Genomic DNA, 15,854 nt, shown 5'->3' on the forward strand with positions numbered 1-15,854 from the left:
ACCGCATCATGCCCGGAAGAGGCCGGACACGTCCGTACTCCGTTCCGTTGCCGGAGGTGCCCGCCTATCGTGGGAGAGGGGAATTCCTTCCTACTGTGAGCGAGGCAGCGCCATGGCCAACATCACCACCCGACCCGTCACCAAACTCGGAATCGTAGGTGCAGGCAGCGTCGGCACCTCGTTGGCCTACGCAGCCATCATCAGGGACACCGCCCGCGAGATTGCCATCTATGACATCGATGCGGTCAAGGCGGAGGCCGAATCGCTGGACCTGGCCCACGGCACCCAGTTCACCGGGGCCAATACGGTTACCGGGGGCGGGAACATTGAAGCGCTCGCCGGATCCGACGTCATAGTGATAACCGCCGGCGCCCGCCAGCAGCCGGGCCAAAGCCGGCTGGACCTGGCCGGCACCAATGTGCGGATCCTGGAGTCGCTGATGCCGCAGCTCATGGAACAGGCCCCGGACGCGGTGTATATCCAGGTCACCAATCCTGCGGATGTCCTGGCAGTAGCGGCGCAGAAGATCGGCGGCCTGCCGCGCAACCGCATCTTCTCCTCCGGCACTGTCCTGGATACCTCGCGCCTGCGCCTCCTGCTGGCCCGTGAGGCACATGTGCTGATGACCAGCGTGCATGCCACCATCATCGGGGAGCACGGAGACTCGGAATTCCCCGTCTGGTCCAACGCAACCATCGGACCGGTCCCCATCCGGGAGTGGCAGGTCAGCGGGCGCCAGGTCTTCACCGATGAGTTCCTGGCGGCTGCCACCCATGATGTGATCAACGCCGCCTACCGGGTGATCGAGGGCAAGGGCGCCACGAACTACGCCATCGGCCTTGCCGGTGTGCGGATTGTGGAAGCGGTCCTGAACGCCGAAAACGCCGTACTCCCGGTATCGGCCACGCTCGCCGGGGAGTACGGGATCCGGGGAGTTGCCCTGTCGCTGCCCTCGATCGTGGGGCACAACGGCGTCTACAAGATGCTGGAAATGCCGCTGGATGATGCGGAGAAGAACAAGCTGATGGATTCGGCGGAGACCCTGCGCAAAACCCTGGACTCACTGGGGATTTAGAAACCGGGCATTTAAGCAGGTTCGGCGGCGCCGTCCCGGAGGGGACAACGCCGCCGACTGCCGTGGGACCTAGCTGGCGGGTACGGTCTCGGAGACGGCTGCTGCCGGCTCCTTCGCCAGCCGCACGGCGTCGTCGAACTCCGCCTCAACCTCCGGAGAGGGTTTGTGCGTGAACAGGCTGACCACCACGGCCAGGATCACGTTGATGAAGAAACCGGGCACAATCTCGTACAGCGTTCCGGACAGGGCGTCGATGCTGCCCCAGATGTAGGCGGTCAGCGCGCCGGCGATCATGCCGGTCAGCGCGCCGGCAATGCTCAGGCGGCGCCAGAACAGGGCCAGCAGGATGGTGGGGCCAAAGGCTGCTCCGAAACCGGCCCAGGCGAAACCGACGAGGTCCAGGATGGTGGAGTTGCGGCCCAGGGCGATGAGGATGGAAATCACCGACACCACCAGCACGCCGAGGCGGCCCAGCATCACCAGGGACTTCGATGAAGCGTCCCGCTTCAGCACAATCTTGTACAGGTCCTCCACCAGGGCCGAGGACGTCACGATGAGCTGGGAGGAAATGGTGCTCATGATCGCGGCCAGCACTGCTGCCAGGACGAAACCGGCCACCAGCGGATGGAAGAAGATCTGCGCGAGGCTCAGGAACACGGCTTCGGGATCGTCCAGGGTCAGTGCGTTCTGCTGGAAGTAGGCCACGCCCACCAGGGCCGTGAACATGGCACCGACGACGCTGAAGAGCATCCAGCCGACGCCGATGCGCCGTCCCGCCTTGGCATCGGCAGGGGAGCGCAGTGCCATGAACCGGACAATGATGTGCGGCTGGCCGAAGTAGCCCAGGCCCCAGGCCAGCGCCGAAATAATGCCGAGCGCTGTGCCGCCGGCGATCGGGTCGAGCATGTCCGGGTTCACCTCGCGGATGGAGTCGACCATGCCACCGAAACCGCCCACCTGTGCCAGTCCCACCGCCGGAACGAGGATCAGCGCCGCAACCATCATGAGTCCCTGCACCACGTCGGTGTAGCTGGCGGCGAGGAATCCGCCGAAGAGCGTGTAGGCGATGGTCACTACGGCCACGATCAGCATTCCGGTGACGTACGTGGAGCCGAAGGAGCTTTCAAAGAAGACACCGCCGGCCACCATGCCGGAGGAAACATAGAACGTGAAGAAGACCAGGATGATGATGCCGGAGACTACACGCAGCGTCCGGGAGCGGTCCCGGAGCCGGTTTTCCAGGAAGCTGGGAACCGTAATCGAGTTGTTGGCCACCAGGGTGTAGGCACGCAGCCGCGGAGCGACGAACTTCCAGTTCAGCCAGGCACCGACGGTGAGCCCGACGGCGATCCAGCCTTCCACCAGGCCGGAAACATAGATGGCGCCGGGCAGCCCCATCAGGAGCCAGCCGGACATATCCGAGGCGCCGGCGCTCAGGGCGGCGACGCCCGGTTTCAGGTCCCGGCCGGCCAGCATGTAGTCGTCGAGGCTGTTGGTCTTCCGGTAGGCCCACCAACCGATAGCCAGCATCGCGAGCATGTAGACCGCCATGGCGATCACCTTGTACGTCTGGTCAGTCATTATCTTGGATTGCCGTTCATTTAGGGGGTGGATCAGGGGTTACGGCATCCAAGTATGTCAGACGTCACATGGACATCAGTTCCCGCAGGCGCCACGCGTTCCGCACGGCATGGCCCTCGCCGTCGTTGTTGAAGTATGCATACACGTCTTTTCCTGATTGGTCCCATTCGCGGATCCGTGCCGCCCACCACGCCAGGTCCTGTTCCGAATAGGATCCCGCGTACAGGTGCTCCGGGTCCGGGCCGTGCAGCCGGACGTACACAAAATCCGCTGTCGCGCGCAGGGTGCAGGGAAGGTGGGCGCCGCTCATCACCGTGTACGCAGCGTTGTGCCGCTCCAGCAGGCTGAAGACGTCCTCGGAATCCCAGCTGTCGTGTCGGAATTCCACCGCCACCCGGATGCTTCCGGGCAGCTGGGAGAGCACGTAGTCCAAACGTTCGTCGTTGCGCTCCATGTCGGGGGAAAGCTGGAACAGCAGCACACCGGCGCGGTTTCCCAGCACCTGGAAACAGCGGTCGATGCGTCCAATCCACTCATCCGGATCCCGCAGCTTGCGGGCGTGCGTCAGCCCGCGCGGGGCTTTAACGGAGAAGACGTACCCCTCCGGCAACCGGTCCCGATACGCAGCGAACGCTTCTTCCCGGGGCCAGCGGTAGAAGCTGCCGTTCAATTCCACGGTGTCGAATTCCTCCGCGTACTTTTCCAGCCATATGCGTGCCGGTACGCCTTTGGGGTACAGCACATTGCGCCAGTGGTTGTAGGCCCAGCCCGATGTTCCGATATGGATGCTCACGTCATCCAACCTAGCGGCCGGATCCGGACCCCGGCGGGATTGTGCCCGTCCGGCAGGGGTTCCACACTGGAAGGAGATCCAGCCGCGCTGTCCGTACCCCCGCGCTAACCACCCGCCCCCGTGCCGCTAGGAGCGTCCCATGGATGACGAGCTTCCCGATGACGGGGTGGACTTCCTGCACATGGTGCGGGATCTGCCTTCCGCTCCTGCTGCCATCTACTCTGCGTGGCTGGACCTCTCCCGGATTACGTCGTGGTGGGGAGCCGAAGGTTTTGTGGTTCCGCCGGACCGAATCGTAGCCAATGCCCACGAAGGCGGGAACTACCAGGCCTGTATGGTTCATACCGCCACGGGCGACGAGATGTGGTGGGCCGGCGAATACCGGGTACTGGAACCGCCGCACCGCTTGGAGGTGACAATGCAGTGGAGGCAAGCGGACGGCACCCCCGCAGGCCCGGTGCGGCTGATCACCGTGGCGCTGCAGCCCCTGCCGGACCTGGATGGCGAAGCGCTCACCCGCATGACGTTCCGGGCAGGCCCGTTCGTCGGGGACAGGGAGCTGCGGGCGCATGAAACCGGGTGGGGCGAGTCCTTTAGCCGGCTGGCCGGCTACCTTGCACGCCACGGCGGCCGCTCCTAATGCTGTCCCGGGCGCGGCAAAGGCGTTAGCCCCAACATACGACCGGATGAAATAAGCCGGCGGCCGCCGCGGTTGTATCTGGCGTGCCCGGACAAAACTGCCGGCATGCAGGCAACTGAAAGGCAAGCACCCCCATGACTGTCCCGCTCTCCATTCTCGATCTCGCCATCATCGATGAGGGCGAGAGCGCGAGGGATTCCTTCGCTTCCTCGCTGGCGCTGGCCCGGGAGGCGGAAAAGCTCGGTTACACCCGCATCTGGTACGCCGAACACCACAACATGCCCACCATCGCTTCCTCTGCCACCAGTGTGCTGATTGGCTACATTGCAGCGCACACCGAGAGCATCCGGCTGGGCGCCGGCGGCGTGATGCTGCCCAACCATGCGCCTTTGACCATTGCCGAGCAGTTCGGCACCCTGGAAACGCTGTTCCCCGGCCGCATCGACCTGGGGTTGGGGCGTGCACCCGGTAGTGACCAGAAGACCATGCGCGCACTGCGCCGTGACCCCATGTCGGCAGACAGCTTCCCGCAGGACGTCCAGGAGCTGCAGGGTTACCTGACCGGCAACACCCTGATTCCCGGGATCAGCGCGACGCCGGGCGCCGGCACCAACGTGCCGCTGTACATCCTTGGCTCCTCACTCTTCGGCGCCAAGCTGGCCGCAGCCCTGGGCCTGCCGTACTCCTTTGCCTCGCATTTTGCCCCGCAGGCCCTGCAGGACGCCGTCAGCATTTACCGGCGGGACTTCAAGCCCTCGGCGCAGCTGGCAGAGCCGTACGTTATTGCCGGCGTTAACGTCATTGCCGCAGATACCACCGAAGAAGCCCAGGAGCTGTTCGCCGATTCAATGCGCCGCCGCGTGACCCAGCTCTTCGGCCGCGACCGCACCTTCACGGACGAGGAAGCCGACGCGATCCTGCAGTCCCCGGGCGGACAGCAGGTCAAGCAGATGGGCCGCTACTCCGCCGTGGGCAATCCCGGGGAGGTCCGGGACTACCTGGACTGGTTCACCGGGCATGCGCAGGCGGATGAGCTGATTGTCGCCACGCAGACGGCCACCTTGGAGACCCGCCTGCGCTCCTTCGAACTGCTCGCAGAGGCAGCGCTGCCCGTCGGCGCCTAGGCCTTCCCTGCACCGGGCCTGTGCTAGATATGAAGGATGAGCACTAACCCCGGGGTTGCACCCTCCGCCCTCCATTGTCCGGTTCCCATGCGCTGGGGCGACATGGATGCCTACGGGCATATCAACAACGTGGAAATAGTGCGCATGCTGGAAGAGGCACGCGTGCATGCGTTCGGTCCTCCCGGCGGCACGGGAGGACCGGGCATCGCGCCCGCCGTGCCGCTGTTCACCGATGTTCCCCCGGGCACGCAGTCCCTGGTGGTGGAACACCGCATCCGTTACGTCGCCGAACTGACCTATCGGAACATTCCGGCCGACGTCGATGTCTGGATCAGTGCGCTCAAGGGCGCCAGCCTGACCCTCGCCTATGTCATCTCCGATCCGGTCACCGGCAAACCCTGCGTGCGCGCGGAGACCACCCTGGCCTTTGTAGACGGCACCACGGGCGGGCTGCAGCGCCTGACACCGGAGCAGAAGGAGATGGCAGCGGCCTACATGGGCGATCCGGTCTTCGTCTGAGGCCCCCAAGGGTCCGGTCTGTTCTGAGGCTCGCCTGGTCCGCAGGTCTGCTCCGGGCAGGCCGGGGCTTCTGCCGGTCCGGGCCACGGCGCTAGCATCGGGGGACACCCGCACTCGAAGATTTCCTTATAGAAGGAGCTACGCCGTGTGGCATAACCTCGGCATCACCCCGTTGGAAGCACTTTGGGTAGTCCTGGGGGCCGTGGGCATCTACGCGGCCTTCTATCTTTTGGTCCGGGCCTTCGGACTGCGCGCACTGGCCACGTGGTCAACCTTGGACAAAGCCGTGGTGATTGCCCTCGGTTCGCTGCTGGGCCGCGTGGTCCTCGGCTATACCCCCACCCTCAGCGCCGGCATCATCGGCCTGGCCACACTGTTCGCGATGCTGCGCCTGGAGCGCTGGTGCCGGGCGAAGGACATCCGGTTCCTCTCCAGCCGGCCGATACTCCTGATGGCCGGCAGCGAGATACTTCCTGAGGGCCTGCGCCGCGCGCGGGTGGTGGAGGATGAGCTGTACTTCAAGCTGCGGCAGGCGGGAATCTGCAATCTTTCTGAAGTGGCCGCTGCCGTTCTGGAAACCACGGGTGATGTGACCGTCCTGCGGAGGGGGCAGCGGATAGATCCCCTGCTGGTGCGCCGGGTGCCGAACCGGGAGCGGATTCCTGCGGACCTGATGCTTCCGGATTAGCCAGGCAGAGGCGGCAGTTTGGTCTTACGGCCAACCTCGTGTAGGCTGAAACGCAGTTGTTGTGTTGCGCATTTTGTATTTCAAGCGGCGAAACCCACACGGGCTAGCCGCTTTTCTGTAAAAGCGGTAAAGGAACACCGCGACTGAAACCTCCCGAAAGTCGGGAAGTGTTTCAATCCAGAAGGAATATTAAAATGGCTACAGGTACCGTGAAATGGTTCAACTCCGAAAAGGGCTTCGGCTTCATTGAGCCCGACGACGGCAGCGCCGACGTCTTCGCTCACTACTCCGCTATCAACTCCAACGGCTACAAGTCGCTGGACGAGAACCAGAAGGTTAGCTTCGACACCGAGCAGGGCCCCAAGGGCCCGCAGGCCTCGAACATCCAGGCCCTCTAATTTCTTAGAGACTTTGTAACGGCTTCAGCGCCGTAACAGTAAAAAGCAGGACGGGTTCGCCCGTCCTGCTTTTGCGTTAACCGGTGCACCCGCCGAGACCCGGTTGTAGCCGGATCCCCGGGGTTGAGTCCTTCCCCTCGCAGCGAAGGGAAGGACACAAACCTAGTCGTGAATCCGCACGGCAGCCTCGCGCAGGTACTGTTCCACGCGGGTGTAGGCGTCCTGGGTCAGGGCCTTCCAAAGGTTCATGCTGAGGATTGGATCCTTGGCCGCCAGTTCATCAATGGAATCGGCGGTCAGGACCATAACCTTCAGCGGCCCTGATGCCTTGACCGTGGTTTCCTGCCGCTTGTCCTCGCCCATGGCCATTTCACCAAACGTCATGCCCGGCCCCAGCGTGGCAAGCTTCACCCTGCTGCCGTCCGGCCCGGGCATGGAGGTGGTGATATGACCCGAGACGATAAAGAACACGCCTCCGAAACGCTGGCCCACGCGCCGGACAACGTCGCCGTCGTCGTAGGTGCGCTCCTCCATCATGTCCTGCAGCAGCCCGGCTTCCTCCGGCCGCAGGGGACTCAGGGCAGGCGAATCCGCCGGATTGATGCTGGCCGGCAGCACCAGCTCGGAGCCATGCCCCTCCAGCAGCCTGTTCTCGCACCATTCAACGGCGGCGGAACGGGTGGTGAAGGAGGCGGTGTCCCGGCCAAGCTCCTGCAGCGCATCGGTAACCGATCCCTCCACGTCCACCAGGGCCAGTTCACGGCCGTCACGGCGGAGCATGTCCTCCGCCTCGGCAATCAGCCGGATGGCGACGTCGGAGACTTCATCAACACTGCGCAGATCGGCGACGACAATTTCCACCTCGTCCGGCAGGTCGCTGAGGGCGCGGACCATGGACTCCGCCCCGGCGAAAAGAAGATCGCCGTTGAGCTCGATAACCTGCACCCGGTGCCCGTGTCCGGCAAGGATTTCGGCCGCCTCATCAGTGCGGCGGATGCCGGAGGGAGTGGCCGTAATGTCGTAAATAGCCCGGATGGCCGAACGGCCGGTTCGGGCGGCCCGGACAAAATGGAGGCCCAGATCAGAGGACAGCCGCTGGCTGACGGCAACGCCGCGCACGCTGTTGCCGTGCTCGTCCAGGGGAGGGGAGTAGACGGCCAGGCCCACCTGCCCGGGCAGGACAGCCAGGATGCCTCCGGCCACACCTGATTTGGCGGGCATGCCCACGTTGCTGATCCAGGAGCCGGCGTCGTCGTACATGCCGCAGGTGGTCATGACCGAGAGGACGCGTTCAACGGAGAAAAGGTCCAGCACTTCATCCCCGGAGAGGGGATGCCTGCCGCCATTGGCGAGCGTCGCTGCCATCAGGGCCAGGTCCCGGGCATTGACCAGCACGGAGCACTGCCGGAAATAGTCCTCGATGATGGGTTTGGGATCGGATTCAATAATGCCGAAGGAGCGCAGCAGGTACGCCAGCGCAGTGTTGCGGTGCCCGGATTTCAGTTCGGAAGCGTAGATCCGCTCGCTGACGTCCAGGCTCCGGCCGGCGAAGGCGGAATAGGTATCCAGGATCCGTTTGAACCGGGACCTGCCGCCGGACCCTTTGACCAGGGACGTTGCGGTAAGGGCGCCGGCATTGATCATGGCATTGGCGGGCCGGCCGGTACCTTCAGCCAGGGAAATCTCGTTGAACGAGTCGCCGGAAGGTTCCACGTCCACTTTTTCGTCCACCGCGTCCATGCCCAGATCAGACAGGGCCAGCCCGTAGGTGAACGGTTTGGAAATGGATTGGATGCTGAACTCTTCGCGGGTGTCGCCCACCTCATAGACGTACCCGTCGGCGGTAGCCAGCGCTATGCCGAAGTGGTCGGGGTCAACGTTGGCCATGGCCGGAATGGCGCTGTACGGATGGCCGTCTTTCATGCCCGCTATCTCGGCGTGGATCCGGCGCAGGTAGTTCTCAATCGGGGAGTCCATACTTCCACCCTATGGGGTCACGGAGGGGTGACTCTCCCGGGGGTGCGTTATATACTTTGAGCAGTTGCGGTGTTGTGCAATGTGTATGTTCAAGCGGCGGAACCCAGATCCAGGGCGAGCCGCTTTTTCTGTACTTGTCCAAAAAGGCAGCGCGACGTGAAACTCCCCGAAGGTCGGGGCAGGTTTCGTTAAGAAGGATGATTAAAAATGGCAACAGGTACCGTGAAATGGTTCAACGCTGAAAAGGGCTTCGGCTTCATCGAGCCCGACGACGGCAGTGCCGATGTTTTCGCTCACTACTCCGCTATCAACGCCAGTGGCTACCGGTCGCTCGAAGAAAACCAGAAGGTTAGCTTCGATACCGAGCAGGGTCCGAAGGGCCCGCAGGCGGTTAACATCCAGGTCGTCTAACCAGACTTTCAGGTCCGTTTCACGGGCCGGCTTGAATCAGGAGCAGGACGGGATTTCCCGTCCTGCTTTTGCGTTCCCTGCGGCGCGGCAGGGTGCGGCTACACCCATCGGTCCAGGGCGCTTTCCAGGAGCTCCAGGTCAATCCGGGCGTGCTCGCGACCGATCCTCTCGGCGTCGGCGGCACGCTGTTCGATAATTGCCGCAACCAGGAGTTCATGGTCCGCCAGTGACCTTTTCTCCATGTCCCGCATGCCGGCGGCATCTCCCCAAACGTGTGACGGCGCCGCGATGCTGACTCGGCCTTCCACTTCGGCAAGCACAGCCTGCAGGGTGGCGTTGTGCGCGGCGGCGCTGATTGCCAGGTGCAACTGGCCGTCGGCCTGCTGGGATTCCAGGCCGGAGGCTGCCGCGCGGAATGCTTCAAGTCGCCGGGCCAAAACGTCTATGTCCGCTGCCGTCCGGTTCACCGCCGCTGCCCGGCAGACGGTTCCCTGCAGCAGGGACACTGCCTCGCAGGTATCCCGCAGAGCCTCCCACCGGCTGGAAAGGATTCTGCGGACGGCCGGGCCCGAGGAGGTCGGAGGCTGCTCCTGACAGACAAACGAGCCGCCGTTCCGGCCCCGCTGGGTGCGCAGCAGGCCCTGGTCCACGAGCCGCGCAATGGCGGCCCGCACTGTCATCCGGCCCACCTGCAGTGAGGCGGCGAGGTCGCGTTCGGCAGGGAGCCTGGAACCGGGCAGGTACTCGCCAATCGCAATGGCTGTCACCAGGCGGTCCACTATCTCATCCACCCGGGACGAACTCTCAAGCGGGGTGTCCAAGCCGCCAACGGTGCCGGTCATTGCTGTCCTCCTGGTCAGCCTGACTCCTGGCGGAGAGGCGTCGATGCGTAACAAACATACTAATCGGCTTATTGGTCTTGTTTCGATACCTTTCCTCGGTAATGATGATTTTCGCCGGCCCCGGCGGCATCTCCATCGCCGGGTTTCCATGTCGGCTCCTTCGAGCCCGAAAGCACAACGCCATGAACCGTTCCCCCCGCTCCCCGGAGCGCGATTCCCAGCAGGAGCTGGAATCCCTGGGTTACAAGCAGGAACTCCGCCGGTCAGTTTCCACGGCCGATCTCCTTATTTACGGCCTGATTTTTATGCTGCCCATCGCACCGTGGGCCATTTTCGGCACGGTGTACAACGCTTCCGGCGGCATGGTGCCGCTTGTGTACCTCATCGGGCTCATTGCCATGATCTTCACGGCTCTCGCGTATGCGCAGATGGCCAAGCACATTCCGTTGGCCGGGTCGGTGTTCTCCTACGTAGGCCGCGGAATCCATCCGAACGTGGGGTTCTTCGCCGGATGGGCCATTCTGCTGGACTACCTCCTGGTGCCGACCCTGCTCTACGTTTTCGCGGCTGAGTCCATGGTGGGCATTTTCCCGGAGACGCCCCGCTGGATCTGGGCCGTCGTGTTCGTTGTCATCAATACCGTGGTCAACCTCGCCGGCATCAGTTCCATCAAGCTGATGAACCGGGTTTTCCTGGCCATCGAACTGCTGTTCATCGTCATCTTCGTGGTCATCGCAGTTACGGCGCTCAACGGCGGCACGGTTCCCGGAGCAGAACTCACCTGGGCTCCGCTGTGGGATCCGGAAACAGTCTCCGGACCGCTCATTGCCTCGGCCCTGTCCATCGCAGTGCTCAGCTTCCTGGGCTTCGACGGCATCTCCACCATGGCCGAAGAATCCACCGGCGGCCGGAACAGCGCCGGCAAGGCCATGATCACCGCGCTGATTATCGTGGCGTCCTGCTTTATCCTGCAGACCTGGCTGGCCAGCGCACTGGCCGGCGGACGTGAGTCCTTCGGGGATGACGAGGTAGGCAACGCGTTCTTCACCATTGTCGAGGCCGCCTCCAGCAGTGGCTGGGCTACCGCCTTCCTCGCAGTGAACGTGGTGGCCGTCGGCATCGCAAATGCCATGGCCGCTCAGGCAGCCACCTCGCGCCTGCTCTATTCAATGAGCCGGGACCGGCAGCTGCCGGCAATGCTGAGCCGCATCAATTCCCGCCAGGTGCCCCAAAACGCCATCCTGCTTGTCTCGGGAATCTCCGCCGTCCTGGTCCTGTTCTTCGTAGGCCAGATCGACCTGATTTCCTCGCTGGTGAACTTCGGCGCCCTGTTCGGCTTTATGCTCCTGCACCTGTCGGTGATCGTACTGTTCATCGTCCGGAAGAAATCCCGGAACTTCCTGCTGCACCTGGCCGTGCCCGTAATCGGGTTCCTCATCATCGGCTACGTTTTGTTCAACGCGAACACGGAAGCGAAGGTGGGCGGACTGGTCTGGCTGCTCATCGGCGCGGGCGTGTTCATTTACTACCGTGCCACGGGGCGGAAGACGGATCTCTCCGGCGACGGGGACGCCGTATCAGTAGCCGCACCGGGCCAGGGAAAGGCATAAACACATGGATCACTTTCTGGACAAAACCCACGGCAGGTTCGGTTTTGCCGCCACTGAAAGCCCTGCGCTGAAAATCGCGCCCGGGACAGGCGAAACAATCGGCTTTGAAACCAGCGACGAGGTGTACGCCCAGCTCCACGAGTTCCGCGACATGGACAAGCTCACTGTCGGGATCAACCCGGTCACCGGGCCCGTCTACGTTGAGGGTGCCATGCCGGGCGATGCCCTGGCGGTCACCATCCACGAGATCCGGCTCAAGGACCGCGGCTGGTCCGTCAGCCTTCCAGGGTCCGGTGCCCTGCAGCATGTGATGGGCGAGGAGATGTTCACCCGGCGCATCCCGATTGACGACGACGGCGTGCACGTCACCGAGCGTCACACCTTTGCCCCGCGTCCCATGATCGGCTGCATCGGCACCGCCCCGGCGGAGGGCAGTAACTCAACCATCATGCCGTCCACTCCGCAGGGCGGAAACATGGACCTGGTCCAGTGCCGGCCCGGCTCAACCGTCTATCTGCCGGTGATGGTAGAGGGTGCCTACCTCTCCATCGGCGATATCCACGCCATCATGGCCGAGGGGGAGTCCTCCTTCGTGGCCATCGAGGCGGAAGGCATCGCCGTCGTCAGCGTGGACCTGGTCAAAGACATGACCCTGCGTGCCCCCCGGGTCGAGACTGAGGATGAATGGATCTTCGTGGGATTGGGGGATCCGGTACAGGAGAGCATTACCCGGGGGTATGAGGACATGTTCAGCTTCCTTGTGTCTGACCATGGGTGGGACCAGGGGGATGCCTACGCGGTCATGAGCGCTGTGGCGGATTCCCAGCTAGGCGGCCCGACGGGGTCGGCAGAGCCGGATCCGCTGCATCCCTTCACCGCCGTGGGCGCGGTCACCATCCACCGCCTGCCCAAGGCGGTCCTGACGCAAACCGGCAGCCCGGCCTAACAGCTGAAGTCACCGGATGCAGGGCCCGCCGCCGTACCTTGGCGGCGGGCTCTGTGCGTGTTGCCCCACGTTTCCCGACGGCGGGCTCACAACGGCAGGAACCGCGCCGTGCCGGGTTTTGCGGCGGGCCAGTTTAGCGCAGTTTCGGGGCATCCACGAGGGGTAAATCCAAGCGAAAAAAAAGTCGTTACGGGCCATCTACGCCACGAATCTGCTCCGCTACGCTGGAGAGGGCGAGAGAAGGTTGCAGCATGGAAATCAGCGCAACGGGTGGCCTGGACAGGCTCATTGCAGGCCGATACCGTCTCATCGAACCCATCGGGCATGGTGGGATGGCCACCGTCTACCGGGGCCGGGACGACGCACTCGGGCGAAGCATCGCGGTCAAGTTGTTCCGGGCCAGCGCTGTTGCTCCGGACGACGTCGGGCGGCAGGAAAACGAAATGCGGCTCCTGGCCTCACTCTCGCATCCGGGGCTGGTGACTCTCTTCGACGCGGGCAAGGACGACGGCGTGCGGGCTGACGCTGAAGCCGGCGAGCCGCGGACCTACCTCGTGATGGAGCTGGTGGACGGAACGGACCTGCGGAAGCGGCTGCGCGACGGCGAGGTCCGGCAGGGCGACGTCGGCTTCATCGGGGCCGAGCTGGCGGGTGCGCTGGCATATATCCATCAACGCGGGGTGGTGCACCGGGACGTAAAACCGGCGAACATCCTGCTGCCCCCGGCCATTGAGGGCACGGCGCCGCGGGCTAAGCTGACCGATTTCGGCATTGCCCGGATCCTCGACGGAGCCCGGATCACCGCTGCAGGTGCCACGCTTGGCACCGCGAACTACCTCAGCCCGGAGCAGGCGTCCGGGATGGGCGCCGGCGCGCCCAGCGACGTGTATTCCCTGGGTCTGGTCCTGCTCGAATGCCTCACCGGAAAAGTGGAATTCGGCGGCAGCGCCATCGAATCCGCGGTCGCCAGGCTCAGCCGGGACCCTGACCTGCCCTCCTTTCTCGACGGCCACTGGCGCGACCTGCTCGCCGCCATGACCAGCCGTGATCCGGACGGGCGTCCGACGGCGGCGGAGGTCTCGGCGGCACTGCTCGAATCGCGCCGTGATAGGGGAGTGGTCCGTGCAGCCGGGACGTCGGGCCCCCCGCCCATCTCGGCGGAAATGTGGAACGGCCCGGTGACCGCCCCCGGTGTGGAACCGCCGGCTGCCGCACCGATTCATCCCTCGGCCCCGCTTCCCTCGGCTCCACTGTCTGCGCAGCCGGAGCTGCCCGGCACCTCGATGGAATCGGCTGCCCTGCCCCTGACCTCCGCGCCCAAGGTCCCGCCGCGGGTGGGGGCTGCCACCGGTTCGGCCCCACGCGCCGCTACGTCTTCGCGGGTGCAGGTGGTCGCCGATCCCAGGCCCGCCTCAGGCAAACGTGCCCTGCTCGCCCTGCTGGTGGTGACCGTGCTGACAGCCGCGGTTGTCCTGGTCCTCGGCCGGATGGGGGCACTCCCCGAAGGCGGGGCTCTTCCCGGCAATATCGGGCATAACCTGGAACGCCTGCAGGAGAGTTTCGGCCCGTAGCCGCTGCAGAACGCGGGATACTGGTGAGATGAGTTCTGCCACCCCCACACCGGCCCTTCCCGTGTCCTCACGCTGTCCCTGCCTCAGCGGCGAAACCTATGGCGAGTGCTGCGGCCGCTTCCATGCCGGGCGGGCATCCGCCCCCACCGCCGAGGCCCTGATGCGCTCGCGCTACAGTGCATTCGCTACCGGGAACGTGCCCTACCTGCTGGCCACCTGGCATCCGGACCACCGCCCCGCGGACCTGGAACTGGACCCGGACCTCGAATGGCGCCGGCTGGACATCCTGGCGACAACCGGTGGAGGTCCGCTGGATTCGACCGGGACGGTGGAATTCCGGGCCCACTACCGGCAGGACGGTATTCGCGGCACGCAGCAGGAGCTGAGCAGCTTTGTCCGCGAGCACGGCAAATGGCTGTATGTGGACGGACGATAGCCCCCGCCTTCTTCTCACGTCCCGGGCCAGGACCTAGGCTGGAAAGCATCCGACGGCTGCCTGCAACCACGGCAGGTATGTTCCGGGAAGCTCCCGAAAAGCAGGCACATCAATGGCCCTGCTTGTGGTCGGATGACCAGGCGAGGACATTATGAAAGCACTCGTTTACGAAGGTCCCGGACAGAAGTCCTGGAAGGATGTTCCGGATCCGCAGATCCGGGACACACGCGACGCGATCGTCAAGATTGATTCCACCACCATCTGCGGCACCGATCTGCACATCCTCAAGGGCGACGTACCGGCCGTAACACCGGGGCGGATCCTCGGCCATGAGGGAGTCGGCACCGTCACCGAAACCGGCAGCGGCGTCACGAACTTCAAGGTGGGGGACAAAGTCATTCTCTCCTGCGTCTCCGCAGACGGATCCTGCTCGTTCTGCCGCGACGGCCTGTACTCGCACTGTCTCGGCGAGGAAGGCAGTGTTGGCATTGGCTGGATTTTCGGCCACCTGATTGACGGCACCCAGGCCGAATACGTGCGGGCCCCGTACGCGGATACCTCGCTCTACCACCTGCCGGACAACGTATCCCAGGAACATGGGGTGCTGCTCAGCGATATTTTTCCCACCGGCTTTGAGATGGGTGTCCAGTACGGGCGGACCAAGCCCGGTGACGTAGTAGCGGTGATCGGCGCCGGACCCGTGGGGCTGGCAGTCATTGCCACGGCAAAGCTGTACGGGGCTGCGAAGGTCATTGCCGTGGACCTGGACGCGAACCGGGTGGAGCAGGCCCGCAAGTTCGGGGCTACCCACGGGGTGAATTCCGGCGACGCGGACTGGCGCGATCAGATTATGGCCCAGACGGACGGCTGGGGCGTGGACGTAGCGGTGGAAGCGGTAGGCATCCCCACGACCTTCGACATGTGCACCAAGATTGTCCGGCCCGGCGGAAATGTGGCCAACGTGGGAGTGCACGGCAAACCGGTGAGCCTGGAACTGGACCGGCTGTGGATCGAGAACATCGATATCAGCATGGGCCTGGTGAATACCAATACCCTGCCCATGCTGCTGAAGCTGGTGGCCGAGGGGAAGCTCCCGGCCGAGGAATTCATCAGTCACCGGTATCCGCTGCATGACATTATGCAGGCCTACGACACTTTCTCCCGGGCAGCAGAAACAGACGCCCTGAAGGTCATCCTGCAGGCGTAACCCTGCAGGCATAACCCCGCGGACAGGGGCAGGCGG

Annotated in this window: 16 protein-coding genes; 12 read left to right on the top strand and 4 right to left on the bottom strand. The window is 64.1% G+C overall.

Annotated elements, in window-relative coordinates; translation table 11 throughout:
- Positions 1-112 precede the first annotated feature (112 nt).
- Positions 113-1,075 (top strand): L-lactate dehydrogenase, encoded by a 963-nt coding sequence (locus tag MUK71_RS04235; RefSeq protein WP_227904073.1) that lies wholly within the window; start codon positions 113-115, stop codon positions 1,073-1,075.
- Positions 1,076-1,144: 69 nt separating this feature from the next.
- Here the strand turns inward: MUK71_RS04235 and putP are convergent, their stop codons facing one another.
- Both putP and MUK71_RS04245 read right to left on the bottom strand, forming a co-directional pair.
- The gene (putP, locus tag MUK71_RS04240; protein ID WP_227904075.1) at positions 1,145-2,656 is read right to left on the bottom strand and encodes a sodium/proline symporter PutP; all 1,512 of its coding nucleotides are present in this window, start codon (positions 2,654-2,656) and stop codon (positions 1,145-1,147) included.
- 64 nt (positions 2,657-2,720) lie between these two features.
- A complete protein-coding gene (locus MUK71_RS04245; protein WP_227929634.1) occupies positions 2,721-3,449 on the bottom strand; it encodes a DUF72 domain-containing protein in 729 nt (242 codons plus the stop codon).
- 139 nt (positions 3,450-3,588) lie between these two features.
- Here MUK71_RS04245 and MUK71_RS04250 point away from each other — a divergent pair, with 139 nt between their 5' ends.
- From MUK71_RS04250 to MUK71_RS04270, 5 genes are all read left to right on the top strand, one after another.
- Positions 3,589-4,089 carry an SRPBCC family protein gene (locus tag MUK71_RS04250; RefSeq protein ID WP_227929635.1) on the top strand — a complete coding sequence of 167 codons (501 nt, stop codon included), beginning with the start codon at positions 3,589-3,591 and terminating at the stop codon, positions 4,087-4,089.
- A 134-nt stretch (positions 4,090-4,223) separates the two neighbouring features.
- Entirely contained in the window at positions 4,224-5,213 is a 990-nt protein-coding gene (locus MUK71_RS04255) for an LLM class flavin-dependent oxidoreductase (protein ID WP_227904081.1), read from the top strand.
- A 36-nt stretch (positions 5,214-5,249) separates the two neighbouring features.
- On the top strand, positions 5,250-5,732 hold the full coding sequence (locus tag MUK71_RS04260; protein WP_227929636.1) for an acyl-CoA thioesterase: 483 nt from the start codon (positions 5,250-5,252) through the stop codon (positions 5,730-5,732).
- A gap of 145 nt (positions 5,733-5,877) precedes the next feature.
- Complete coding sequence (locus MUK71_RS04265; protein ID WP_227929637.1) at positions 5,878-6,420, top strand: DUF421 domain-containing protein; 543 nt, start codon at positions 5,878-5,880, stop codon at positions 6,418-6,420.
- A gap of 194 nt (positions 6,421-6,614) precedes the next feature.
- The gene (locus MUK71_RS04270) at positions 6,615-6,818 is read left to right on the top strand and encodes a cold-shock protein (protein WP_146362594.1); all 204 of its coding nucleotides are present in this window, start codon (positions 6,615-6,617) and stop codon (positions 6,816-6,818) included.
- 162 nt (positions 6,819-6,980) lie between these two features.
- Here MUK71_RS04270 and glsA read toward each other — a convergent pair whose 3' ends face one another.
- Positions 6,981-8,795 (bottom strand): glutaminase A, encoded by a 1,815-nt coding sequence (gene glsA / locus MUK71_RS04275; protein ID WP_227929638.1) that lies wholly within the window; start codon positions 8,793-8,795, stop codon positions 6,981-6,983.
- Between the two features lie 207 nt (positions 8,796-9,002).
- Here glsA and MUK71_RS04280 point away from each other — a divergent pair, with 207 nt between their 5' ends.
- Positions 9,003-9,206: a cold-shock protein gene (locus MUK71_RS04280; protein ID WP_227904088.1), complete on the top strand. Its 204-nt coding sequence runs from the start codon at positions 9,003-9,005 to the stop codon at positions 9,204-9,206.
- A gap of 98 nt (positions 9,207-9,304) precedes the next feature.
- Here the strand turns inward: MUK71_RS04280 and MUK71_RS04285 are convergent, their stop codons facing one another.
- A complete protein-coding gene (locus tag MUK71_RS04285) occupies positions 9,305-10,048 on the bottom strand; it encodes a FadR/GntR family transcriptional regulator (RefSeq protein ID WP_227904090.1) in 744 nt (247 codons plus the stop codon).
- A 182-nt stretch (positions 10,049-10,230) separates the two neighbouring features.
- Between MUK71_RS04285 and MUK71_RS04290 the strand changes: the two genes are divergently transcribed.
- From MUK71_RS04290 to MUK71_RS04310, 5 genes are all read left to right on the top strand, one after another.
- Positions 10,231-11,658: an APC family permease gene (locus MUK71_RS04290; RefSeq protein ID WP_227904091.1), complete on the top strand. Its 1,428-nt coding sequence runs from the start codon at positions 10,231-10,233 to the stop codon at positions 11,656-11,658.
- 4 nt (positions 11,659-11,662) lie between these two features.
- Positions 11,663-12,604: an acetamidase/formamidase family protein gene (locus MUK71_RS04295; RefSeq protein WP_227929639.1), complete on the top strand. Its 942-nt coding sequence runs from the start codon at positions 11,663-11,665 to the stop codon at positions 12,602-12,604.
- Between the two features lie 251 nt (positions 12,605-12,855).
- On the top strand, positions 12,856-14,175 hold the full coding sequence (locus tag MUK71_RS04300; protein ID WP_227904095.1) for a serine/threonine-protein kinase: 1,320 nt from the start codon (positions 12,856-12,858) through the stop codon (positions 14,173-14,175).
- Positions 14,176-14,203: 28 nt separating this feature from the next.
- Positions 14,204-14,611, top strand: coding sequence for a YchJ family protein (locus MUK71_RS04305; RefSeq protein WP_227904097.1), 408 nt, complete (start codon positions 14,204-14,206; stop codon positions 14,609-14,611).
- Between the two features lie 151 nt (positions 14,612-14,762).
- Positions 14,763-15,818 (top strand): zinc-dependent alcohol dehydrogenase family protein, encoded by a 1,056-nt coding sequence (locus MUK71_RS04310; protein WP_227904099.1) that lies wholly within the window; start codon positions 14,763-14,765, stop codon positions 15,816-15,818.
- Positions 15,819-15,854 lie beyond the last annotated feature (36 nt).

This window comes from Arthrobacter zhangbolii (genome assembly GCF_022869865.1).
GTDB classification, from domain to species: domain Bacteria; phylum Actinomycetota; class Actinomycetes; order Actinomycetales; family Micrococcaceae; genus Arthrobacter_B; species Arthrobacter_B zhangbolii.

Coding starts and splice junctions, on each gene's coding strand:
- MUK71_RS04235 (WP_227904073.1), top strand. CDS start 113: ATGGCCAACATCACCACCCGACCCGTCACCAAACTCGGAATCGTAGGT.
- putP (WP_227904075.1), bottom strand. CDS start 2,656: ATGACTGACCAGACGTACAAGGTGATCGCCATGGCGGTCTACATGCTC.
- MUK71_RS04250 (WP_227929635.1), top strand. CDS start 3,589: ATGGATGACGAGCTTCCCGATGACGGGGTGGACTTCCTGCACATGGTG.
- MUK71_RS04255 (WP_227904081.1), top strand. CDS start 4,224: ATGACTGTCCCGCTCTCCATTCTCGATCTCGCCATCATCGATGAGGGC.
- MUK71_RS04260 (WP_227929636.1), top strand. CDS start 5,250: ATGAGCACTAACCCCGGGGTTGCACCCTCCGCCCTCCATTGTCCGGTT.
- MUK71_RS04270 (WP_146362594.1), top strand. CDS start 6,615: ATGGCTACAGGTACCGTGAAATGGTTCAACTCCGAAAAGGGCTTCGGC.
- glsA (WP_227929638.1), bottom strand. CDS start 8,795: ATGGACTCCCCGATTGAGAACTACCTGCGCCGGATCCACGCCGAGATA.
- MUK71_RS04280 (WP_227904088.1), top strand. CDS start 9,003: ATGGCAACAGGTACCGTGAAATGGTTCAACGCTGAAAAGGGCTTCGGC.
- MUK71_RS04285 (WP_227904090.1), bottom strand. CDS start 10,048: ATGACCGGCACCGTTGGCGGCTTGGACACCCCGCTTGAGAGTTCGTCC.
- MUK71_RS04290 (WP_227904091.1), top strand. CDS start 10,231: ATGAACCGTTCCCCCCGCTCCCCGGAGCGCGATTCCCAGCAGGAGCTG.
- MUK71_RS04295 (WP_227929639.1), top strand. CDS start 11,663: ATGGATCACTTTCTGGACAAAACCCACGGCAGGTTCGGTTTTGCCGCC.
- MUK71_RS04300 (WP_227904095.1), top strand. CDS start 12,856: ATGGAAATCAGCGCAACGGGTGGCCTGGACAGGCTCATTGCAGGCCGA.
- MUK71_RS04305 (WP_227904097.1), top strand. CDS start 14,204: ATGAGTTCTGCCACCCCCACACCGGCCCTTCCCGTGTCCTCACGCTGT.
- MUK71_RS04310 (WP_227904099.1), top strand. CDS start 14,763: ATGAAAGCACTCGTTTACGAAGGTCCCGGACAGAAGTCCTGGAAGGAT.